Below are 17,056 nucleotides of genomic sequence, written 5' to 3' on the forward strand. Positions count from 1 at the left end.
CCCGCATCCACCTAACAGCGGAAGGCCGAGGGCCCGAATTCTGCGCTGTAAAATTCCCGTCACAAACGGTGGTAGGCGGAACGACGCTCGGTCGTTAATATAAGATTCGCGGTTGGCTCAATTAGCGGCCGCGACATGAAAGGTTGGACAATGGCCAAAATATCCAGGGCTTCCGGCGACGGCGTGTTTGCAGTCCTCCCACTGCGCGACATCGTCGTGTTCCCGCACATGATCGTCCCGCTCTTTGTCGGGCGTGAGAAGTCGATCAAGGCGCTGGAAGAAGTGATGGGTCAGGAAAAGCAGATCCTGCTTGCCACCCAGATGAACGCAGCCGACGATGATCCTGAACCCGATGCGATTTTCGACATCGGCACGCTCGCCAATGTGCTGCAGCTCCTGAAGCTTCCCGATGGCACTGTGAAGGTGCTGGTCGAGGGCGCCTCGCGCGCCAAGATCGTCTCGTTCACCGAACGTGCCGACTTCCACGAGGCCCGCGCGACCGCGTTGGTCGAGCCGGAGGAGGAAGAGGTCGAAATCGAGGCGCTGGCCCGCTCGGTCGTCACCGACTTCGAAAACTACGTCAAGCTGAACAAGAAGATTTCGCCCGAAGTGGTAGGTGCCGCCAGTCAGATCGACGACTATTCCAAGCTCGCCGACACCGTTGCCTCGCACCTGGCCATCAAGATCCCCGAGAAGCAGGAGATGCTCGCCACGCTCTCCGTCAAGGAGCGTCTCGAGAAGGCGATGGGCTTCATGGAAGCCGAGATTTCCGTGCTGCAAGTGGAGAAGCGCATCCGCAGCAGAGTCAAGCGCCAGATGGAGAAGACGCAGCGCGAGTACTACCTCAACGAGCAGATGAAGGCGATCCAGAAGGAGCTCGGCGAGGGCGAGGACGGCCGCGACGAGGCTGCCGAGATCGAGGCGCGCATCAAGAAGACCAAGCTTTCCAAGGAAGCCCGCGAGAAGGCGGAAGCCGAGTTGAAGAAGCTGCGGTCGATGTCGCCGATGTCGGCTGAATCGACGGTCGTGCGCAACTATCTCGATTGGCTGCTGTCGATCCCGTGGGGCAAGAACTCCAAGGTCAAGCAGGATCTCGGCTACGCCCAGGACGTGCTCGACGCCGATCACTTCGGCCTCGACAAGGTCAAGGAGCGCATCGTCGAGTATCTCGCCGTGCAGAGCCGTCAGAAGAAGATCAAGGGTCCGATCCTGTGCCTCGTCGGCCCGCCCGGCGTCGGCAAAACCTCGCTCGGCAAGTCGATTGCCAAGGCCACGGGGCGTGAGTTCATCCGAATGGCGCTCGGCGGCGTGCGCGACGAGGCCGAGATCCGCGGTCACAGGCGGACCTATATCGGCTCGATGCCCGGCAAGGTCATCCAGTCGATGAAGAAGGCCAAGAAGTCCAACCCCCTCTTCCTGCTCGACGAAATCGACAAGATGGGCCAGGACTTCCGCGGCGATCCGTCGTCAGCCCTGCTCGAGGTGCTCGATCCGGAGCAGAACTCGACGTTCATGGACCATTACCTCGAAGTCGAATACGACCTGTCGAGCGTGATGTTCGTGACGACGGCGAACACGCTGAACATCCCTGCGCCCCTGATGGACCGCATGGAGATCATCCGCATCGCCGGCTACACCGAGGACGAGAAGATCGAGATCGCCAAGCGGCACCTGATGCCGAAGGTGATCCGCGATCACGCGCTGCAGCCGAACGAGTTCTCGGTCGGCGAGGACGCGATCCGCGGCATCATCCAGACCTACACCCGTGAAGCGGGCGTCAGAAGCCTCGAGCGCGAGCTGATGAAGCTCGGGCGCAAGGCGGTGACCGAGATCCTGAAGACGAAGAAGAAGACGGTGAAGATCACGGCCGATAACCTCGCCGATTATCTCGGCGTGCCGCGCTTCCGCTTCGGTCAGGTCGAGGCCGACGATCAGGTCGGCGTCGTCACGGGTCTTGCCTGGACGGAAGTCGGCGGCGAGCTGCTGACGGTCGAGGGCGTCATGATGCCCGGCAAGGGACGCATGACGGTGACCGGCAACCTGCGCGACGTGATGAAGGAATCGATCTCTGCAGCGGCCTCTTACGTCCGCTCGCGGGCCATCGATTTCGGCATCGAGCCGCCGCTGTTCGACAAGCGCGACATCCACGTCCACGTGCCGGAGGGCGCGACCCCCAAGGACGGCCCGTCGGCGGGTGTGGCGATGGTGACGGCGATCGTGTCCGTGCTCACGGGTATTCCGGTCCGCGCCGATGTGGCAATGACCGGCGAGGTGACGCTGCGGGGCAGGGTGCTGCCGATCGGCGGCCTGAAGGAGAAGCTGCTTGCCGCGCTGCGCGGCGGCATCAAGAAGGTGCTGATCCCGGAAGACAATGCCAAGGACCTGGCGGAGATCCCGGACAACGTGAAGAACAACATGGAGATCATTCCGGTGTCGCGGGTCGGCGAGGTGCTGAGGCACGCGCTGGTCAGGATGCCGGAGCCGATCGAATGGGTCGAGCCGGTCAATCCGCCGGCCGGCGCGGACGCCGGCGACGACGCCGGCAAGTCGCTTGCGCATTAGTTTCTTCTAAGGTTGCAATGCACAAAGAGAGAGCCGGGCTTTCAGCCCGGCTTTTTCATGTGAAAAATCTCCGAAAAAGTGGAAAAAAGCCCGGAATTCTGCGGTTTTCGGCTTGGGTTCCGGAACGCTTCTTTCTAAAGTCCGTTTCCTGCCGGATGAGTCGTAGTTCCGGTTTTCTCATGGAAGGGAATTTTTATGAACAAGAACGAACTGGTGTCCGCCGTCGCCGACTCCGCAAGCATTTCGAAGGCTGATGCGCAGTCCGCCGTCGATGCGGTGTTCTCTGTGATCACTGGCGAACTGAAGAAGGGCGGCGATGTCCGGCTTGTCGGCTTCGGAAATTTCACCGTGTCAAAACGTGCTGCTTCGACCGGCCGCAACCCGCAGACCGGCGCGGAAGTGAAGATTCCGGCGCGCACCGTGCCGAAGTTCTCGGCCGGCAAGGGCCTCAAGGACGCGGTCAACTAAGACCTTTTCTTTTTAAGATCAGATGAGCCGGGCTTGCCCGGCTCTTCCTTTTTGTGACCCGCGGCAGGGGCACATGTGTGGCATCAGCCGGTAGGCGCGTCGGCGCGCATCAGGCCTTCTTGCTTGAGATCCGCCCACAAGGCTGCCGGGATCTTGACGTCGAGCAGCGCACGGTTGCTTTCGACTTCGGCCGGCCGTTGGCCGCCGGGTATTACCGACATGACGGAAGGGTGCCGCAGCGGGAACTGCAACGCCGCCTCGATCAGACGCACGCCATGGCGCTTGCAGACCGCCTCGATGCGTGCCACGCGATCGAGCACGTCTTTTGGCGCCTCTGTGTAGTTGTAGAAGGCGCCGGGCTTCGGCCCTGTCGCCAGGATGCCGGAATTGTAGGGCCCGCCAAGAACGATGCCGATGCCGCGCTTCTCGCAGATCGGCAGGAAGCTCGCAAGCGCATCCTGCTCGAGCAGCGTGTAGCGGCCGGCGAGCAGAAAGAGGTCGAAATCGCCGCGCTCGGCGAGCGCCTGGCAAACCTGCCACTCGTTGATACCGCCTCCGAAGGCCTTGATCACGCCCTGGTCACGCAGCGCGAGCAGCGCGTAATAGCCCGAAGACATGAACTCCTCGATGCGCCGGTCGGAAGCCTCCTTGCTGCCATGGGTGAAGATGTCGACATCGTGCACATAAAGGATGTCGATGCGGTCGACGCCGAGACGCTCCAGCGAGGCCTCGAAGGAACGCATCACGCCGTCGTAACTGTAATCGTAAACTTCCCGGCGCGAGGGCGTCTCGAAGAACTTGCCGATGCCGGTTCGCTGGTCGGGCGCAGAGACGCGCATGAGGCGGCCGACCTTGCTCGACAGCACATAGTCGTCGCGTTTCTTGCCGCGCAGGAAGGGGTTGAGCCGGGTTTCGGAAAGGCCAAGGCCATAGAGCGGAGCGGTGTCGAAATAGCGGCAGCCGGTTTTCCATGCCGCCTCCAGCGTGGCATTGGCATCCTCGTCCGAGACGGCGCGGTAGAGATTGCCGAGCGGCGCGGTGCCGAAACCAAGCTCGGTGAAGGTGATGCCGCCATTGCCGATGCGGTCGAAATGCCGTGTCTTCATATCCGCACGATGTCCTGGATTGATTTGTCTGACATGACACTATCACGCCGGTGGCACAGCAAAAGCGCCGAGGCTCGTTGGACACGAATTTTCGCGGTGATAGCATGAACGAAAACAAGCGTTTCGCGCCGAACGCGACCGCAAAGCCGCATGCCTATCAAGACATCGGCAGACAGGATTAGGCAGCCATGACGCAAGCCGGATCGGAGTTGTTTGCGACAGCGCTGGGCGAGCTCGGCGCCGTGTTGGGGCGCATCGATGACGGTCGGGTTGACGCCGCCTGCGCAATGCTCGCCGGCGCTGGCAAGATCGTCGTCTATGGCTGCGGCCGCGAAGCGCTGCAGGTCAAGGGTTTCGCAATGCGGCTCTTCCATCTCGGCCTGCCGGTTTCGGTGGTCGGCGATATGACCACGCCGCCACTCGGCCAGGGCGATGTATTCCTGGCGAGTTCCGGACCGGGCGAGACCGCCACCGTTCTCACCTTGATGCGCGTGGCCAGGGCGGCCGGCACCAAGGTGGTGTTGCTCACGGCCGAACCGGCGGGCAGCGCGGCAAAGCTTTCGGACTTCACGCTGCTCGTTCCGGCCCAGACCATGGCGAGCGACCAAGGCGCCGCCAGAAGCTCGGTGCTGCCGATGGGCTCGCTGTTCGAGGCAGCGCTTTTCCTGTTGTTCGAGGTGATGGTGCTGAAACTCGAGGCGCTCACCGGCGCAACGCCGGAGACGATGCGCGCCCGGCACACCAACATGGAGTAGGGGCATGCGCTACGAACTGATGCTGCCGCACCAGATCCGCAAGGCGATCGAGGAGAACTGGCCGGTCGCGCTGCCGCTCGGCGTGCTCGAATACCATGGCGAGCACATGGCGGTCGGCATGGACACGCTGGCCGTCATCAAGACGCTCGAGCTTATCGAGAAGGAGCGGGACATCGTCATCCTGCCGCCCTTCTATTATGGCGCGGCGAGTTATGCCGTGGCGCCGCCGGAAGGCAGCGGCTCGGTGCAGGTCGGCGGTCCGGTGCTGGCGCCCTTTGCGGAGGAATTGTTCTACGGCCTGCTGCGCATCGGCTTCCGCAACATCCACGCCATCATCCATCACCAGACCGAGAATTTCGTTGCCGGCATGCCGACCGATCTCGCCTTCAAGACCGCCGGCCGGCAGGCGATTTTCCGCTTCCTGGAGAAGGAACGCGGCGAGGGCTGGTGGGGCTCGGACACGATGGTCGATTACTATGCCGGCCATGCCCAGGGCGAGAACGTCTTCAACTGGGTGCAGGTGCACCCGCTGATGCCGGCCACAATGACCGGCAAATATCCGTTCGACCATGCCGGCATCGGCGAGACATCGCTGATGCAGGCGCTATGTCCCGAAGCGGTGGATGCCGGTCATTTCGCGGATAATACCGGCTGGTACACAAAAGGCGCATCGGATGCGTCGGCCGAGCTGGGCCGGAAGGGTGTGGCGATGATCCTCGAGCATTTGCGGGCGATATTGCGGGTCTAGCTCAACTTCTCCCCACAAGAAGGGGGAAGGGCACGGCGCCTACTTCACCGAACCGGCCGTCATGCCCATGATCAGATAGCGTTCGAGCGCGATGCCGATGATCGCCAGCGGCGTGATGGCTGCCGTCGCCAGGGCTGCCATCGACCACCAGTTGATACCTTGCGAGCCGGTCTGGCTCGCCACCATCACGGGGATGGTCTTGGCATCCGTCGACGTCAGAAGGGCGGCGAAGAAATATTCGTTCCAGCAGAGCACCATCGCCAGGATGAAGGCGGCGACCATGCCGGGGAGCGCGATCGGCATGACAATGCGGAAGAAGGCGCCCCAGATCGACAGGCCGTCGACGAGTGCCGCCTCCTCGAGCTCGACGGGAATGGAGTTGAACTGGTCGCGCATGATCCAGATGACGATCGGCAGCACCATCAGCGTGTAGAGGAGCACAAGGCCGATGCGGGTGTCGAGCAGGGCCACTTCGCGGTAAAGCACCAGGAAGGGCAGCGCCAGCACCACGGGCGGCAGGATCAGCTGCGAGAGGAAGAAGAAGGAGATATCCTCGTTCTTGAACCAGGCGAACTTGTAGCGGTAACGCGTCAGGCCATAGGCGGCCAGGCTGCCGATAATGATGGCGAGGCTCGACGCGCCGACAGAGGTAATGACCGAGTTCATGAAGCGTTTCAGGAACTCGTCGCGCACCGTCGAGGTCTGGACGATCGAATCCGGCGACAGGCCGAGTGAGCGCCAGCCCTTCCAGTCTGGCTGGAAGTCGACGAAGGGGATGAGGTGCCCCTGCGTGACATCGACCGCCGACTTGAACGAAGTGGTGATCGTCCAATAGATCGGGAACAGGCAGACGAAGGACCAGAACACCAGGGCGCCATAGATGAAGACGCGGCTGGCGAGGAAGGCCGCCGGGGAGCGGATTTCGGAAACGGTATATTCGGTGGTCTGGACGCTCATATGGACGCTCAGTTGACGTTGCGCACGAAGCGACTGGCGAGCTTCAGCAGCCAGGTGACAAACACGACGATGATGATCAGATAGACCATGGCGAGCATGGTGCCGTAGCCGACATTCGAACGGTCGCGATATTCGCGGTAGATGAAGCTCGAAACGGAATCGGTCGCGCCGCCGGGCCCGCCGGACGTCACCGTAATGATGATGTCGGCGAGCTTCAGCTTGAAGATGATGCGCAGGATCACCGCCGTCACGGACACGGGCAGCATCAGCGGGAAGGTAACCTGCCAGAAGGTCTGCCATGTCGTCGCGCCGTCGACGCGCGCCGCCTCGATCACCTCACGCGACATGGCCTGCAGGCCGGCGAGCAGCATGATCATCATGAACGGAATGAAGGTCCAGGCGTCGAGCACCATGATCGAGATGCGCGCGATGATCGGGTCGGAGAAGAAGGCGGGATTGTCCCAGCCGAGATGGCGCGCCAGCGTCGATGCCGGTCCGAACCGGTATTCCATCAGCGACTTGCCAACCATCCAGGAGACCGCCACCGGCGACAGCATGAGCGGCAGCAGGAAGACCACACGGAAGAATTTTCTGGCGCGGATCTGCGCGTTGAGCAGCAGCGCCAGTCCGAAGGCGATGACATATTCGACCAGCACCGCCAGCACATAGAGGACCATGTTGAAGAGCGCGTTGCGGTAGTAGGGGTCGGCCAGCATCTGCCAGAAATTGTCGAGACCGTTGAACCTGCGGCCAGCGAAGGAGCTGAGGTTCCAGTCGGTCAGCGCGATATAGAAGCCGAACAGCGTCGGGAAGATCACCATGGCGACGGTGAAGAGCAGCGCCGGCAGCAGGAACAGCGCGCGCTGGCCGTCCTCGCCGCGCGTCAGCACTTGCCAGGCGCCGAGCGCCACGCCCCACAGCACATAGGCGTAGACCACCGGACGCCAGGTATAGAAGCCGATCGTGTCGACCTCAGTCTTGTAAAGGATCTGCATGACGATCGTCGCCAGCAGCACGAGCGTCGCGGCGATCATCAGGGCCCAGCCGAGGCGCTTGCGGCCGGGAGGGATCAGATCGGCCGCTGCGGAGTTAGCCGGCCATGCATTGGCGGTTGAAGTCTGCTCAGCCACGCCTCTCGCCTCTACCTTGCTTTGATGCAATTCCGGAGGAAAACCGCTTCACGCTTTTCCTGGAATTGCTGGAAGTCCAAATGACCGGCCATTGCCGGTCAACATGCGGCCCGGCGACGAGGTCGCCGGGCCGCGACTTCTCACGGGACAGCCTACATGCCGAGCGAGGCTTTGTAGAGCTTGATTTGGTTCTCGCGGCCGATCTGGTCGGTCAGCTTCTCCCAGGCGGCGGCGATGGCATCCGCACCTTCCTGCGCCTTCATCTTGCCGGCGAAGGTGTTGGCCAGGATGTCCTCGGCGGCGCTGTAGTACTGGAAGATGCCGGGGATGCGCGGCTCGATCGCGGCGTTCGGATGGTTGTAGGAGTCGCCCTCCGACTTCAGATAGGAGGTGATGAAGGCCTCGTCATAGCCGGCCGCCACCCATTCCGGAATGTTGAAATGGGAGTTGCGGTAGGGCTGGAAGCCGGAAGGATAGGCCGCGCACCACAGCGACAGATCCTTGCCGCCGAGATGGGCCGCCGCCGACCACGCCGCCTTCTTCTTCTTCTCGTCGCTGTCGACGCGGGCCATGACATAGACGCCCCAGCCGAGATAGGCGCAGTTCGGCGCATAGTTCGGGCCGCTGGCCAGCTTGTCCCACTTGCCGGTCTTCGAATTGTAGACGTCGTCCGAGCCCGGCAGGATCGAGAAGCCGGTGACGTCGCCGATGACCGAGGAGTCGTTGGTCTTGACGTTGGAGCCGATATCGCCCCACCACGGGATCATCGAGCCAGTGCCGGCCAGGAACTGCTGGAAGCCGGTGGTGTTCGGATCGGCGTTGATCTGATCCGGCGGCTCCGAGGGCAGGGCGTCGATGACGTCCTGGATGGCCCGCACCCAAGCCGGGTTGTTGATGCGCGGCTTCATCGTATCCGGATCGAACAGCCAGGCCTTGTCGTCGGGGTGCTTGGCATAGGCAGAGGCGCGGCTGCCGAGGAAGTAGAAACCGAAGCCGCCCCAGGGCTTGGGCGCGTCGAGATAGCCATAGACGTCCTGGCCCTTGAACTGCTTGCCCTTGAGGAACTTGGTGACGGCCTGCACTTCCTGCCAAGTCTTGGGCACGCCCCATTCGGTCGTCGCGCCGCTCTCCTTCCAGGCCTTGGCGAGGTCGGGATCGGAGAATACGTCGGTGCGGTAGTTGAAGTTGTGCGTATCGCCGTCGATGGTCACGCGATACTGCTTGCCGTCCCAGGTGCCGACCGGCGGCTTGAGGTAGTTGACGAGATCGTCCATGTCGATCTGCTTCTTGACCCAGTCGGGCATCTCCGAGGTGAGGCCCTTGCCGCAGACGTCGCCCTCGAAGGGCGCACCCATCTCGATGATGTCGAAGTCGACGGTTTTGGTCGCGATCGACTGTTGCAGACGGGCGTTGTAGTCGGCCTGGGCGAGGTCGATCCAGCTGATCTTGGCGCCGGTATAGGCCTCCCAAGGCTTCAGGAAGCCGCGGAACAGCACGTTGTGCAGGTTCTGGTTGTTGAGGCCCATGAAGGTGAGCTCGACACCGGCGAACTCGCCTTGCTTGACGTTGGCCTTGGTCGCTTCCAGGCAGAGCTCACCGACTTTCTGGAAGTCGGCGTCCGTCGGCTGGCCTTTGCCGACGCCGGGTATCTGCAGGATTTTCGCGCGCAGGTCGTCGGCGGCAGCCGCCGGCCTGGTCAGCGCGCCAAGCCCCGTGCCGGACGCCGCTGCGAGCGCCGCCATGCTGGCCGCGCCCTTCAGCAAATCGCGGCGGGTCGCCCCGGCACGCACCAGTTTTTCGTAAAGATCGACTCTCATCTCAAGGTTCCTCCCAGAACTTCAGTCGTGAATTGATTCTGCCAATCTCTCGACGTCGAAACGTCTGCGGTTCTCCTATATCATAGGGCAGCGTGGGACCCCACCCTGCGTCGCCTGGAGATCCGATTTTCGGGACAAGGACCGGCATTCGGATTGGCACTCGTCACTATTCGCGTAATCGATTACCTTGTCAACAAGATTGACTTTTTATCTATAAGATACCGACTTGCCCTTGCCGTTGGCAATGGCTAGCTTCACCGAAAAAGATAGGGGAGACAATGGCTCAAGTCGCGATCGCCAATGTGGCCAAGGCTTTCGGAACCGTCAAGGTTCTACATGAGGTCAGCGTCGATATCGCCGACGGTCAATTCGTCGTCCTGGTCGGCCCTTCGGGCTGCGGCAAGTCCACGCTGCTGCGGATGGTGGCGGGGCTGGAAACGGTTTCCGGCGGAACGATTTCGATCGGCGACCGCATCGTCAACAACCTGCCGCCGGCCAAGCGCGACATCGCCATGGTGTTCCAGAACTACGCGCTCTATCCGCACAAGACGGTGGAGCAGAACATGGCTTTCGCGCTGAAGCTGCGCGGCACCGATCCGGCCATCGTCGCCGAGCGGGTGAAGCGTGCGGCCGACATCCTCGACCTCAATCCCTATCTCAAGCGCTATCCGCGCCAGCTTTCCGGCGGCCAGCGCCAGCGCGTCGCCATGGGCCGCGCGATCGTGCGCAACCCGCAGGTGTTTCTGTTCGACGAGCCGCTCTCAAACCTCGATGCCAAGCTGCGCGTGCAGATGCGCACCGAGATCAAGGAACTGCATCAGCGGCTGAAGACCACCACCATCTACGTCACACACGACCAGATCGAGGCCATGACCATGGCCGACAAGATCGTGGTGATGCGCGACGGCCGCATCGAGCAGATCGGCGCGCCGCTGCAACTGTTCGACCGGCCGGCCAACCTGTTCGTCGCGGGCTTCATCGGCTCGCCGGCGATGAACCTGCTCAAGGGCACGGTGAAGAAGGGTGAAAGGTCCGAGGTCGACATAGCAGGCTCGGCCTTTCCGATGCCTGCCAGCATCGCCGCGGCGGACGGCCAGGCCGTCGTCTATGGCGTCCGTCCCGAGCATCTGGAGATCCATCCCGACGGTGTGGCGTCCACGATTTCGGTGGTCGAGCCGACCGGCTCGGAAACGCTGGTGTTCGTGCGCTTCGGCGAGGGCGAGATGGTGGCGCTGTTCCGCGAGCGTCACGACTTCAAGCCTGGCGATACGCTGAAGCTCAGGCCGCGGCTCGACCATGTCCATCTCTTCGACGCAGGGACCGGCAAGCGTCTCTGACCGCAAACACACATCGAGGAAAACATGCTCAAAGGGATCAATCCGCTGCTCAACGCCGACGTGCTCCAGGCACTGCGGGCGATGGGGCACGGCGACGACCTGATCATCGCCGACACCAATTTCCCATCCGACTCCGTCGCCAAGCAGACGGTGCTCGGCAAGCTGCTGCGCATCGATGCGCCGGCGGCCGAAGTGGTGAAGGCGGTGCTGTCGCTCTATCCGCTGGACAGCTTCGTCAACGACGCGGCCGCGCGCATGGAGATCGTCGGCAAGCCGAACGAGATCCCGCCGGTGCAGAAGGAGGTGCAGCAGGAAATCGACGCGGCCGAGGGCAAACCCTGGCCGATGATCTCGATCGAGCGCTACGCCTTCTACGAGCGGGCGAAGAAGGCGTATTGCGTCATCCAGACCGGTGAGCGCCGCTTCTATGGCTGCTTTGCCTTCCGCAAGGGCGTCATTCCGCCGGATGCGGAGTAAGGAGATGTCCGCCAGCAAGCCAGTCGTCATCCTGGGTGTCTTCGTCGCCGACACCGCCTATCGCGCCGACCGCCAGCCGCGCATGGGCGAGACGATCCTCGGCAATTCGTTCAAGCTCGGACCCGGCGGCAAGGGCTCGAACCAGGCGGTCGCAGCAGGCAAACTCGGCGCCGACATCACCTTCCTGACCCGGCTCGGCATCGATGCCTTCGCCGACATGGCCAAGCAGACGTGGAAGGATGCGGGGGTCAAGAGCGCGGTCATCGACACGCCGGACAGCTACACCGGGGCGGCTTATATCTTTGTCGAGGAGGGCAGCGGCAACAACGCCATCATCGTCAGCCCGGGTGCTGCGATGCTGATCTCGTCCGCTGACATCGAGGCGCATGCTGACCTGATCCGCTCGGCGGGCGTCTTTGTCACCCAGCTCGAGCAGCCGATTGACGCGGCGCTGAAAGCTTTGCAAATCGCGCGCGGGGCAGGGGTGACTACCATTCTTAACCCGGCGCCGGCCGCCACCCTGCCGGACAGCATCTACGCGCTTTGCGACTACGTCACACCCAACGAGTCCGAGGCCGAGGGGCTGACCGGCATCGCCGTCTCTTCGGTCGACGATGCCCGCCGCGCCGCCGACAGCCTGCTGGCAAAGGGCGTCGGCGCCGTTATCGTGACGCTTGGCGAGAAGGGCGCGCTGCTGCACACCAGGGAGCGATCCGATCACGTCGGCGCCGTCACTGCCGGCCCTGTAATCGAAACCACGGGGGCGGGCGACGCCTTCAATGGCGGACTGGCGGCAGCGCTTGCCAAGGGCGTCGAGCCGCTGGAGGCGGTGCGCTTCGCCTGTGCCGTCGCAGGCATTTCGGTGACCCGGCCGGGTACCGCGCCTTCGATGCCGACGCTCCAGGAAGTCGAGGCGCTGCTGGCGCGCGGTTGAAGCCGCCAAATCTCGCGTGGCGTTTCAGCGGCGCTAGCCGGCCATCGGCTTGACCACAACTCACAGAAGTTGGTCTCTCACGGCCCCCAGGGTTGCATATTAGCCACGGTTAATATTAATCGGCGCCAACGCCTTGCATCAACGGCATAGGTGTCCCGTAATGGGCCACCGTGTCTGGCATCGCAATTGCACTGTCAGCAATGCCGGGGTGGACCGTGCCTCGGTAGCCGGGCGGCTATTTTGGGGGGCCCGCCGCTCCGCGATGGAGCGGCGGCGCTTTAAGGGTCGAGGGTACTGGCGATGTATTTTCCGCAATTTCTGGTGGGCATGTTCGCGACGTCGTTCACCGTCGCAATCTGGGTCGGGTTGCAAACCGGCTCCGCCTGGAAAGCGCTCGGCTGCGCTATGCTTGCAATGATCATTCTCCAGATTGGATATGCCGGACTGGTCATGCGGCTCATCTACAAGCGGGGATCGCAAGGCACTGGAGCTGACTTTATATCGGCAAATGCGGCGCCACCGGTGCAGCGAGCGCGTCCACACTAGAGGGCTCACCCTCCCGAGCGAGTGCAGACCGTAAACCCTTGGCGACGACCAAACCGTCCCGCCCTTCTCCTGGAACTGCGGGACCGGGCAGCAGTTCGAGCCGACAAGGCTTTCAAGACCTGGGTTTTCGGAACGCAAAGCCGTTGCGATTACGTGCCATGGCTTGATGACCGGGGCCGGCCAAGGCTGGCTCAACCCGCCAAACGCGCCTGCGGAACGCAAGCAGTGCCAGCGCGTTCACCGTCTTGATCAGCACAGGCAGCCTGGTTTCCCGGAACGGTGAGATGAAAAAGCCCTATAAAAAGCCCACGCTTGTAAAGCGCGAGAAGCTCACCGCCCGAACCGCGCAGATTGTCGCCTCCGGTGTGATATTGGGCGAGTGAATAGGGGCGCCCACGCGCAGCTGAAGAATTTTGCTGCTCAGAGCAGGCTGGCCGGTCGGTGACTTGCTCTAGAGGGCCGGGCCCGGCCGAATGGCGCTTCCGTCAGAAAAGCGCGACAGGCGAAAGCGGGTGAGATCGTGCCCGATCTGGTTTCCCTGGATCATGTCGGCGACGACGCGGCCGATTCCGGGTCCGATACCGAAGCCGTGGCCGCTCATGCCCGTCGCGACAACGAGGCCAACGAGCGCCTGCACTTTGTCCACAATGGGAACGACATCCGGCATCGCGTCGATCATGCCAGCCCAGCTTGCCTTTAGGCGCACCGCGTCGAGCTGTGGGAACAGGTGCCTGAAATTGCGCTCGATGGAACGCAGACCAGAGCGTTCGGGAGCCGGATTTAGCACCCGCATTCTTTCGAAAGGACTTTGCGAATCCGGCGCCCAGTGCCGCGGCGTCGACCAGCCATCCGGGTAGCCCGCCGGCGCAGCCGGCGAATAGCGAGAGCCGAAAGGATTGGCCATAAGCGCGGGAAGGTATTTCATCGCATGCCGGAATGCGTCCGGGCCAATGTCGAGCAAATGACTGCCTCCGGCAGCGAGCGTGTATCCGCCATCCTGTCGGCGTCTGAAAGCGATATGCTCTCCTGCCGCGGCTCCTGCATAGACTTCAGGCATCGGCTCGGTTGCCGCGACGGTCGACCTTACACTGAGCTGGGGAATGGAAACGCCATGTCTTCTCAGGAACAGGGAAGACCACGCACCGCCGGCGAGCAGAACGCTCGACGTCTCGATGTGACCCGCCTCTGTCCACACACCGCTGATCCTCCCGGCCGAGATTTCCAGGGCTCGCGCCGCGCAATTCTCCACAATCTTGACGCCCTTGCGGGCGGCAAGCCTGGCGAGTGCGGGCACGGCCAGCCAAGGCTCCGCCCGCATGTCGGAAGGCGTTGTCATCGCGCCCTTGAAACTGCGCGACATGCCTTTGATGAGACCGGCGGTTTCCCGTGCGTTCAGCAGGCGCGTGTCGATCTCATGGGCGGCAGCGATCTTCATGAATTTTTCGAAGCGGGCCATTTCGCGGTCGGAGCCTGCCAGGTAAGTCACGCCTGTCTGCTTCAAGCCGATGTCTTCGCCGCATTCCTCAGCCAGTTGCCGCCAATGACGCGACGCCTCGATCACGATCGGCAGTTCGTCCGCATCGCGTCCCTGTTTGCGGATCCATCCCCAATTGCGCGAGGACTGTTCGGCAGCGATGCGTCCCTTTTCCAACAGCGTCACCGAGATGTTGCGCCGCGCAAGAAAAAGCGCTGTCGCAACGCCGATAACGCCGCCACCGATAATGACCACGTCAGCGCTATTTGGTGGAGGGCCGGGAAATTGAACCGGATCTGCTTCGGAGAACGGGAAAGTAGGCAAGGGGAGAATCCTGAAAAGGCTGCGTCAGCTATGGCCCACCGGCAGCCAACCTTTCTTGAGGCAGTTCTGGGGAAGGTGGAGCACAGGCGCCTGACGAGCGGCTCCCGTAGTCGCCCATTCAGACGCGGTGGATCGCGAATGTTGGCCGTAGCGAATACAAAAAGTTGAAACTCTCCGGAAAATGAAAGTTCAAGCTTTTGAGCAGGGCTTAAACCCTTGAAAAGTCTGGCGCGAGTGACGGGGCTCGAACCCGCGACCTCCGGCGTGACAGGCCGGCACTCTAACCGACTGAGCTACACCCGCGCACTGACGAGCACGTGTCAGGCGTGTTCGTCGTTGGGGCGCTGGATAAGGGGTTCGTTTGCGGGTGTCAAGCGCGGCATGTGAGCATAACAGCAATCAGCAGAAGGTTTTTTGACAAGTGCGCTGGCATTGGCGAAATCCATCCGATAGTGAGTGCGCCGGCTGTTCATTGGGCCTTGCGAATAGAGCTCTAACTGCTTAAAGGTCCGGCCCGGAGCGGGCGATTAGCTCAGTTGGTAGAGCGCTTCGTTTACACCGAAGATGTCGGCGGTTCGAGCCCGTCATCGCCCACCACTTTCCCGGCACAATCAAGAACTCACGGCGGCGTCAGGCGGAAATCCTGGCCTTCGGGCAGGAGCTGGCCGCCATCGACGACGATCGTCGTGCCGGTGATGTAGCTGGCGTCGTCGGAGGCCAGGAACAGGAAGGCGTTGGCGACGTCGCGCGGCGTGCCGAGACGTCCGAGCGGCACGGCGTCCTCCATGCTCTTGATGAAGGCGGCATCGCGGTGAAGCTTCATGCCTTCGGTCAGGATGTTGCCAGGCTCGACGCCGTTAACGGTGATGCCATAGCCGGAAAACTCCAGCGCCGCCGAGCGGATGAAGCCGTTGATCCCGGCCTTGCTTGCCGAATAATGGCCGTGGCCGGGGCTGCTCACCTGCGGGCCGGTAATGGAAGAGGTGAAGAGCATGCGACCGCTGCCCTGAGCCTTCATCGGTGGAAGCGCTGCCCGGGCGGCGTTGAAGCTGCCGCGCAGATTGACCGCCATGACCCGGTCCCAATCTTCCGGGCTGGTGTTCTCGATCAGTTGCCAGGGATAGATGCCGGCGTTCTGGACGATGATGTCGAGGCGGCCGTGACGCTGCAGCGCCAATGCCACCACCGCTTCGGCGTCGGCCATCTTGGAAATATCGGTGCGGATGAAGGCGGCACCAAGTTCGTCGGCGCTCGCTCTGCCGGCTTCGGCTTCACTGTCGGCCAGCACAAGGCTGGCGCCTTCCTCGGTGAAGCGCTGGGCTATGCCCCTGCCGATGCCACGCGCGGCCCCGACGATCACCGCCACCTTGCCTTCGATGCTTCCGGTCATGCCAGCCGTCCTGTCATGCGAGTCTTTGGCGAATGGTTTGCTTGAAAGCGTCGAGAAGCACGGCCGCCAGCACCAGCAAGCCGTGGATGACCTGGGTGAAGTTGGCCGGCAGGGCCATGAGGTTGATGGCGGTGTTGATGGCCGACAGAAGCAGCACGCCGGCATAGACGCCGGGCAGGGTGCCGACGCCGCCTTTCAGGCTGACGCCGCCAATGACGACGGCGGCGAAGGCGTTGAAGAGCAGGCCGACGCCGAGATTGGCGGTGGCGCCGGAGGTGCGGATGGCGAGCAGCCAGCCGGCGAGGCCGGCGATGGCGCCGGCAAGGACGAAGGCGATGATCAGGTTGCGATTGACGCGGATGCCGGCACGGAAGGTCGCGGTCTCGTTGCCACCGATCATCACCAGATGCCGGCCGAACGGCGTCTTGGCGAGAATCAGCGAGAAGACGACGAAGCAGCCGACAGCGATCCAGGCGGTGAGCGGCAGGCCGGCGAGCCGCTGGATACCGAACCAGCGGATGGCCGGCGCCAAATCCTGCGCCGAGCGTCCGCCGGAAACGACAAGCACGAGGCCGCGCACCCAGATATAGGAGGCAAGCGTGATGATGAAGGCGCTCATCTGCAGCCTGACGATGAGGAAACCGTTGATGACGCCGATAATGGCTCCCACCGCCAGGGCTGCGGCGAGCGAGACCGGCACCATCAGCCAGTCCGGATGCAACTGGAGGCCGAGGCCTATGCCTGACGAGCAGAACATGATGCCCACTGCCATGGCGCTGAGCGCCGCGACCGATTCAACCGACAGGTCCATGTGACCGGCAATGATGACCAGCGCCAGGCCGATCGACATCACGCCCAGCACGCTCGATGCCTCGACGATGTTGGCGAAGATGCCGAGCTGGAAGAAGTTCGGAATGAGGGTCGAGAACACGGCCAGCACGAAGACCAGCATGAACCAGACGAGATTGTCGAGCACAAGCTCGAGACTGTGGCGGGTGCGTGGGCTCATCGGCCGATCCGGTTAGCGTCGG

15 protein-coding genes and 2 tRNA genes are annotated in these 17,056 nt (G+C 62.7%); 9 read left to right on the forward strand and 8 right to left on the reverse strand.

The genetic code is table 11. The annotated features are described in order from the left end of the window. The first annotated feature begins 150 nt into the window (after positions 1-150). Together lon and hupB are read left to right on the forward strand one after the other, a co-directional pair. Complete coding sequence (gene lon, locus A9K66_RS23245) at positions 151-2,562, forward strand: endopeptidase La (RefSeq protein WP_067328448.1); 2,412 nt, start codon at positions 151-153, stop codon at positions 2,560-2,562. 195 nt (positions 2,563-2,757) lie between these two features. Further along, positions 2,758-3,030: a DNA-binding protein HupB gene (gene hupB, locus A9K66_RS23250; protein WP_027166452.1), complete on the forward strand. Its 273-nt coding sequence runs from the start codon at positions 2,758-2,760 to the stop codon at positions 3,028-3,030. Between the two features lie 83 nt (positions 3,031-3,113). Here the strand turns inward: hupB and A9K66_RS23255 are convergent, their stop codons facing one another. After that, positions 3,114-4,136, reverse strand: coding sequence for an aldo/keto reductase (locus tag A9K66_RS23255; protein WP_067328225.1), 1,023 nt, complete (start codon positions 4,134-4,136; stop codon positions 3,114-3,116). Between the two features lie 188 nt (positions 4,137-4,324). On the opposite strand from A9K66_RS23255, the gene A9K66_RS23260 reads away from it, so the two are divergent. Then, a complete protein-coding gene (locus tag A9K66_RS23260) occupies positions 4,325-4,891 on the forward strand; it encodes an SIS domain-containing protein (RefSeq protein ID WP_067328228.1) in 567 nt (188 codons plus the stop codon). 4 nt (positions 4,892-4,895) lie between these two features. Then, positions 4,896-5,639, forward strand: a complete 744-nt coding sequence (locus A9K66_RS23265) for a creatininase family protein (RefSeq protein ID WP_067328230.1) — start codon at positions 4,896-4,898, stop codon at positions 5,637-5,639. Positions 5,640-5,678: 39 nt separating this feature from the next. Here A9K66_RS23265 and A9K66_RS23270 read toward each other — a convergent pair whose 3' ends face one another. The 3 genes from A9K66_RS23270 to A9K66_RS23280 form a co-directional block, all read right to left on the reverse strand. After that, positions 5,679-6,596 (reverse strand): carbohydrate ABC transporter permease, encoded by a 918-nt coding sequence (locus A9K66_RS23270; protein ID WP_067328232.1) that lies wholly within the window; start codon positions 6,594-6,596, stop codon positions 5,679-5,681. A gap of 8 nt (positions 6,597-6,604) precedes the next feature. Further along, the gene (locus A9K66_RS23275) at positions 6,605-7,726 is read right to left on the reverse strand and encodes a sugar ABC transporter permease (RefSeq protein WP_095802242.1); all 1,122 of its coding nucleotides are present in this window, start codon (positions 7,724-7,726) and stop codon (positions 6,605-6,607) included. A gap of 152 nt (positions 7,727-7,878) precedes the next feature. Beyond that, positions 7,879-9,543 carry a sugar ABC transporter substrate-binding protein gene (locus tag A9K66_RS23280; protein WP_067328234.1) on the reverse strand — a complete coding sequence of 555 codons (1,665 nt, stop codon included), beginning with the start codon at positions 9,541-9,543 and terminating at the stop codon, positions 7,879-7,881. A 278-nt stretch (positions 9,544-9,821) separates the two neighbouring features. Between A9K66_RS23280 and ugpC the strand changes: the two genes are divergently transcribed. The 4 genes from ugpC (at position 9,822) to A9K66_RS23300 (ending at position 12,837) form a co-directional block, all read left to right on the forward strand. Then, positions 9,822-10,880: a sn-glycerol-3-phosphate ABC transporter ATP-binding protein UgpC gene (ugpC, locus tag A9K66_RS23285; RefSeq protein ID WP_067328236.1), complete on the forward strand. Its 1,059-nt coding sequence runs from the start codon at positions 9,822-9,824 to the stop codon at positions 10,878-10,880. Between the two features lie 24 nt (positions 10,881-10,904). Continuing rightward, positions 10,905-11,357: an RbsD/FucU family protein gene (locus A9K66_RS23290; protein WP_066998829.1), complete on the forward strand. Its 453-nt coding sequence runs from the start codon at positions 10,905-10,907 to the stop codon at positions 11,355-11,357. A 4-nt stretch (positions 11,358-11,361) separates the two neighbouring features. Continuing rightward, complete coding sequence (gene rbsK, locus A9K66_RS23295; protein ID WP_067328238.1) at positions 11,362-12,291, forward strand: ribokinase; 930 nt, start codon at positions 11,362-11,364, stop codon at positions 12,289-12,291. A gap of 300 nt (positions 12,292-12,591) precedes the next feature. After that, entirely contained in the window at positions 12,592-12,837 is a 246-nt protein-coding gene (locus A9K66_RS23300; RefSeq protein ID WP_067328240.1) for a hypothetical protein, read from the forward strand. Positions 12,838-13,288: 451 nt separating this feature from the next. On the opposite strand, the gene A9K66_RS23305 is transcribed toward A9K66_RS23300, so the two are convergent. Both A9K66_RS23305 and A9K66_RS23310 read right to left on the reverse strand, forming a co-directional pair. Further along, complete coding sequence (locus A9K66_RS23305) at positions 13,289-14,635, reverse strand: FAD-binding oxidoreductase (RefSeq protein ID WP_067328243.1); 1,347 nt, start codon at positions 14,633-14,635, stop codon at positions 13,289-13,291. Positions 14,636-14,861: 226 nt separating this feature from the next. Beyond that, a tRNA-Asp gene (locus A9K66_RS23310) sits at positions 14,862-14,938 on the reverse strand. Positions 14,939-15,156: 218 nt separating this feature from the next. On the opposite strand from A9K66_RS23310, the gene A9K66_RS23315 reads away from it, so the two are divergent. Continuing rightward, a tRNA-Val gene (locus A9K66_RS23315) sits at positions 15,157-15,232 on the forward strand. A gap of 22 nt (positions 15,233-15,254) precedes the next feature. On the opposite strand, the gene A9K66_RS23320 is transcribed toward A9K66_RS23315, so the two are convergent. Both A9K66_RS23320 and A9K66_RS23325 read right to left on the reverse strand, forming a co-directional pair. Further along, complete coding sequence (locus A9K66_RS23320; RefSeq protein ID WP_067328246.1) at positions 15,255-16,025, reverse strand: SDR family oxidoreductase; 771 nt, start codon at positions 16,023-16,025, stop codon at positions 15,255-15,257. Between the two features lie 13 nt (positions 16,026-16,038). Further along, positions 16,039-17,034 carry an ABC transporter permease gene (locus A9K66_RS23325; protein WP_067328248.1) on the reverse strand — a complete coding sequence of 332 codons (996 nt, stop codon included), beginning with the start codon at positions 17,032-17,034 and terminating at the stop codon, positions 16,039-16,041. Positions 17,035-17,056: the final 22 nt, after the last annotated feature.

Source organism: Mesorhizobium sp. AA23 (assembly GCF_001672435.1).
Classification (GTDB): Bacteria; Pseudomonadota; Alphaproteobacteria; order Rhizobiales; family Rhizobiaceae; genus Mesorhizobium.

Bases quoted from the DNA above. Each gene is read 5' to 3' on its own strand.
- A9K66_RS23265 (WP_067328230.1), top strand. From the start codon at position 4,896: ATGCGCTACGAACTGATGCTGCCGCACCAGATCCGCAAGGCGATCGAG.
- lon (WP_067328448.1), top strand. From the start codon at position 151: ATGGCCAAAATATCCAGGGCTTCCGGCGACGGCGTGTTTGCAGTCCTC.
- A9K66_RS23260 (WP_067328228.1), top strand. From the start codon at position 4,325: ATGACGCAAGCCGGATCGGAGTTGTTTGCGACAGCGCTGGGCGAGCTC.
- rbsK (WP_067328238.1), top strand. From the start codon at position 11,362: ATGTCCGCCAGCAAGCCAGTCGTCATCCTGGGTGTCTTCGTCGCCGAC.
- A9K66_RS23320 (WP_067328246.1), bottom strand. From the start codon at position 16,025: ATGACCGGAAGCATCGAAGGCAAGGTGGCGGTGATCGTCGGGGCCGCG.
- A9K66_RS23270 (WP_067328232.1), bottom strand. From the start codon at position 6,596: ATGAGCGTCCAGACCACCGAATATACCGTTTCCGAAATCCGCTCCCCG.
- ugpC (WP_067328236.1), top strand. From the start codon at position 9,822: ATGGCTCAAGTCGCGATCGCCAATGTGGCCAAGGCTTTCGGAACCGTC.
- hupB (WP_027166452.1), top strand. From the start codon at position 2,758: ATGAACAAGAACGAACTGGTGTCCGCCGTCGCCGACTCCGCAAGCATT.
- A9K66_RS23255 (WP_067328225.1), bottom strand. From the start codon at position 4,136: ATGAAGACACGGCATTTCGACCGCATCGGCAATGGCGGCATCACCTTC.
- A9K66_RS23300 (WP_067328240.1), top strand. From the start codon at position 12,592: ATGTATTTTCCGCAATTTCTGGTGGGCATGTTCGCGACGTCGTTCACC.
- A9K66_RS23290 (WP_066998829.1), top strand. From the start codon at position 10,905: ATGCTCAAAGGGATCAATCCGCTGCTCAACGCCGACGTGCTCCAGGCA.
- A9K66_RS23280 (WP_067328234.1), bottom strand. From the start codon at position 9,543: ATGAGAGTCGATCTTTACGAAAAACTGGTGCGTGCCGGGGCGACCCGC.
- A9K66_RS23325 (WP_067328248.1), bottom strand. From the start codon at position 17,034: ATGAGCCCACGCACCCGCCACAGTCTCGAGCTTGTGCTCGACAATCTC.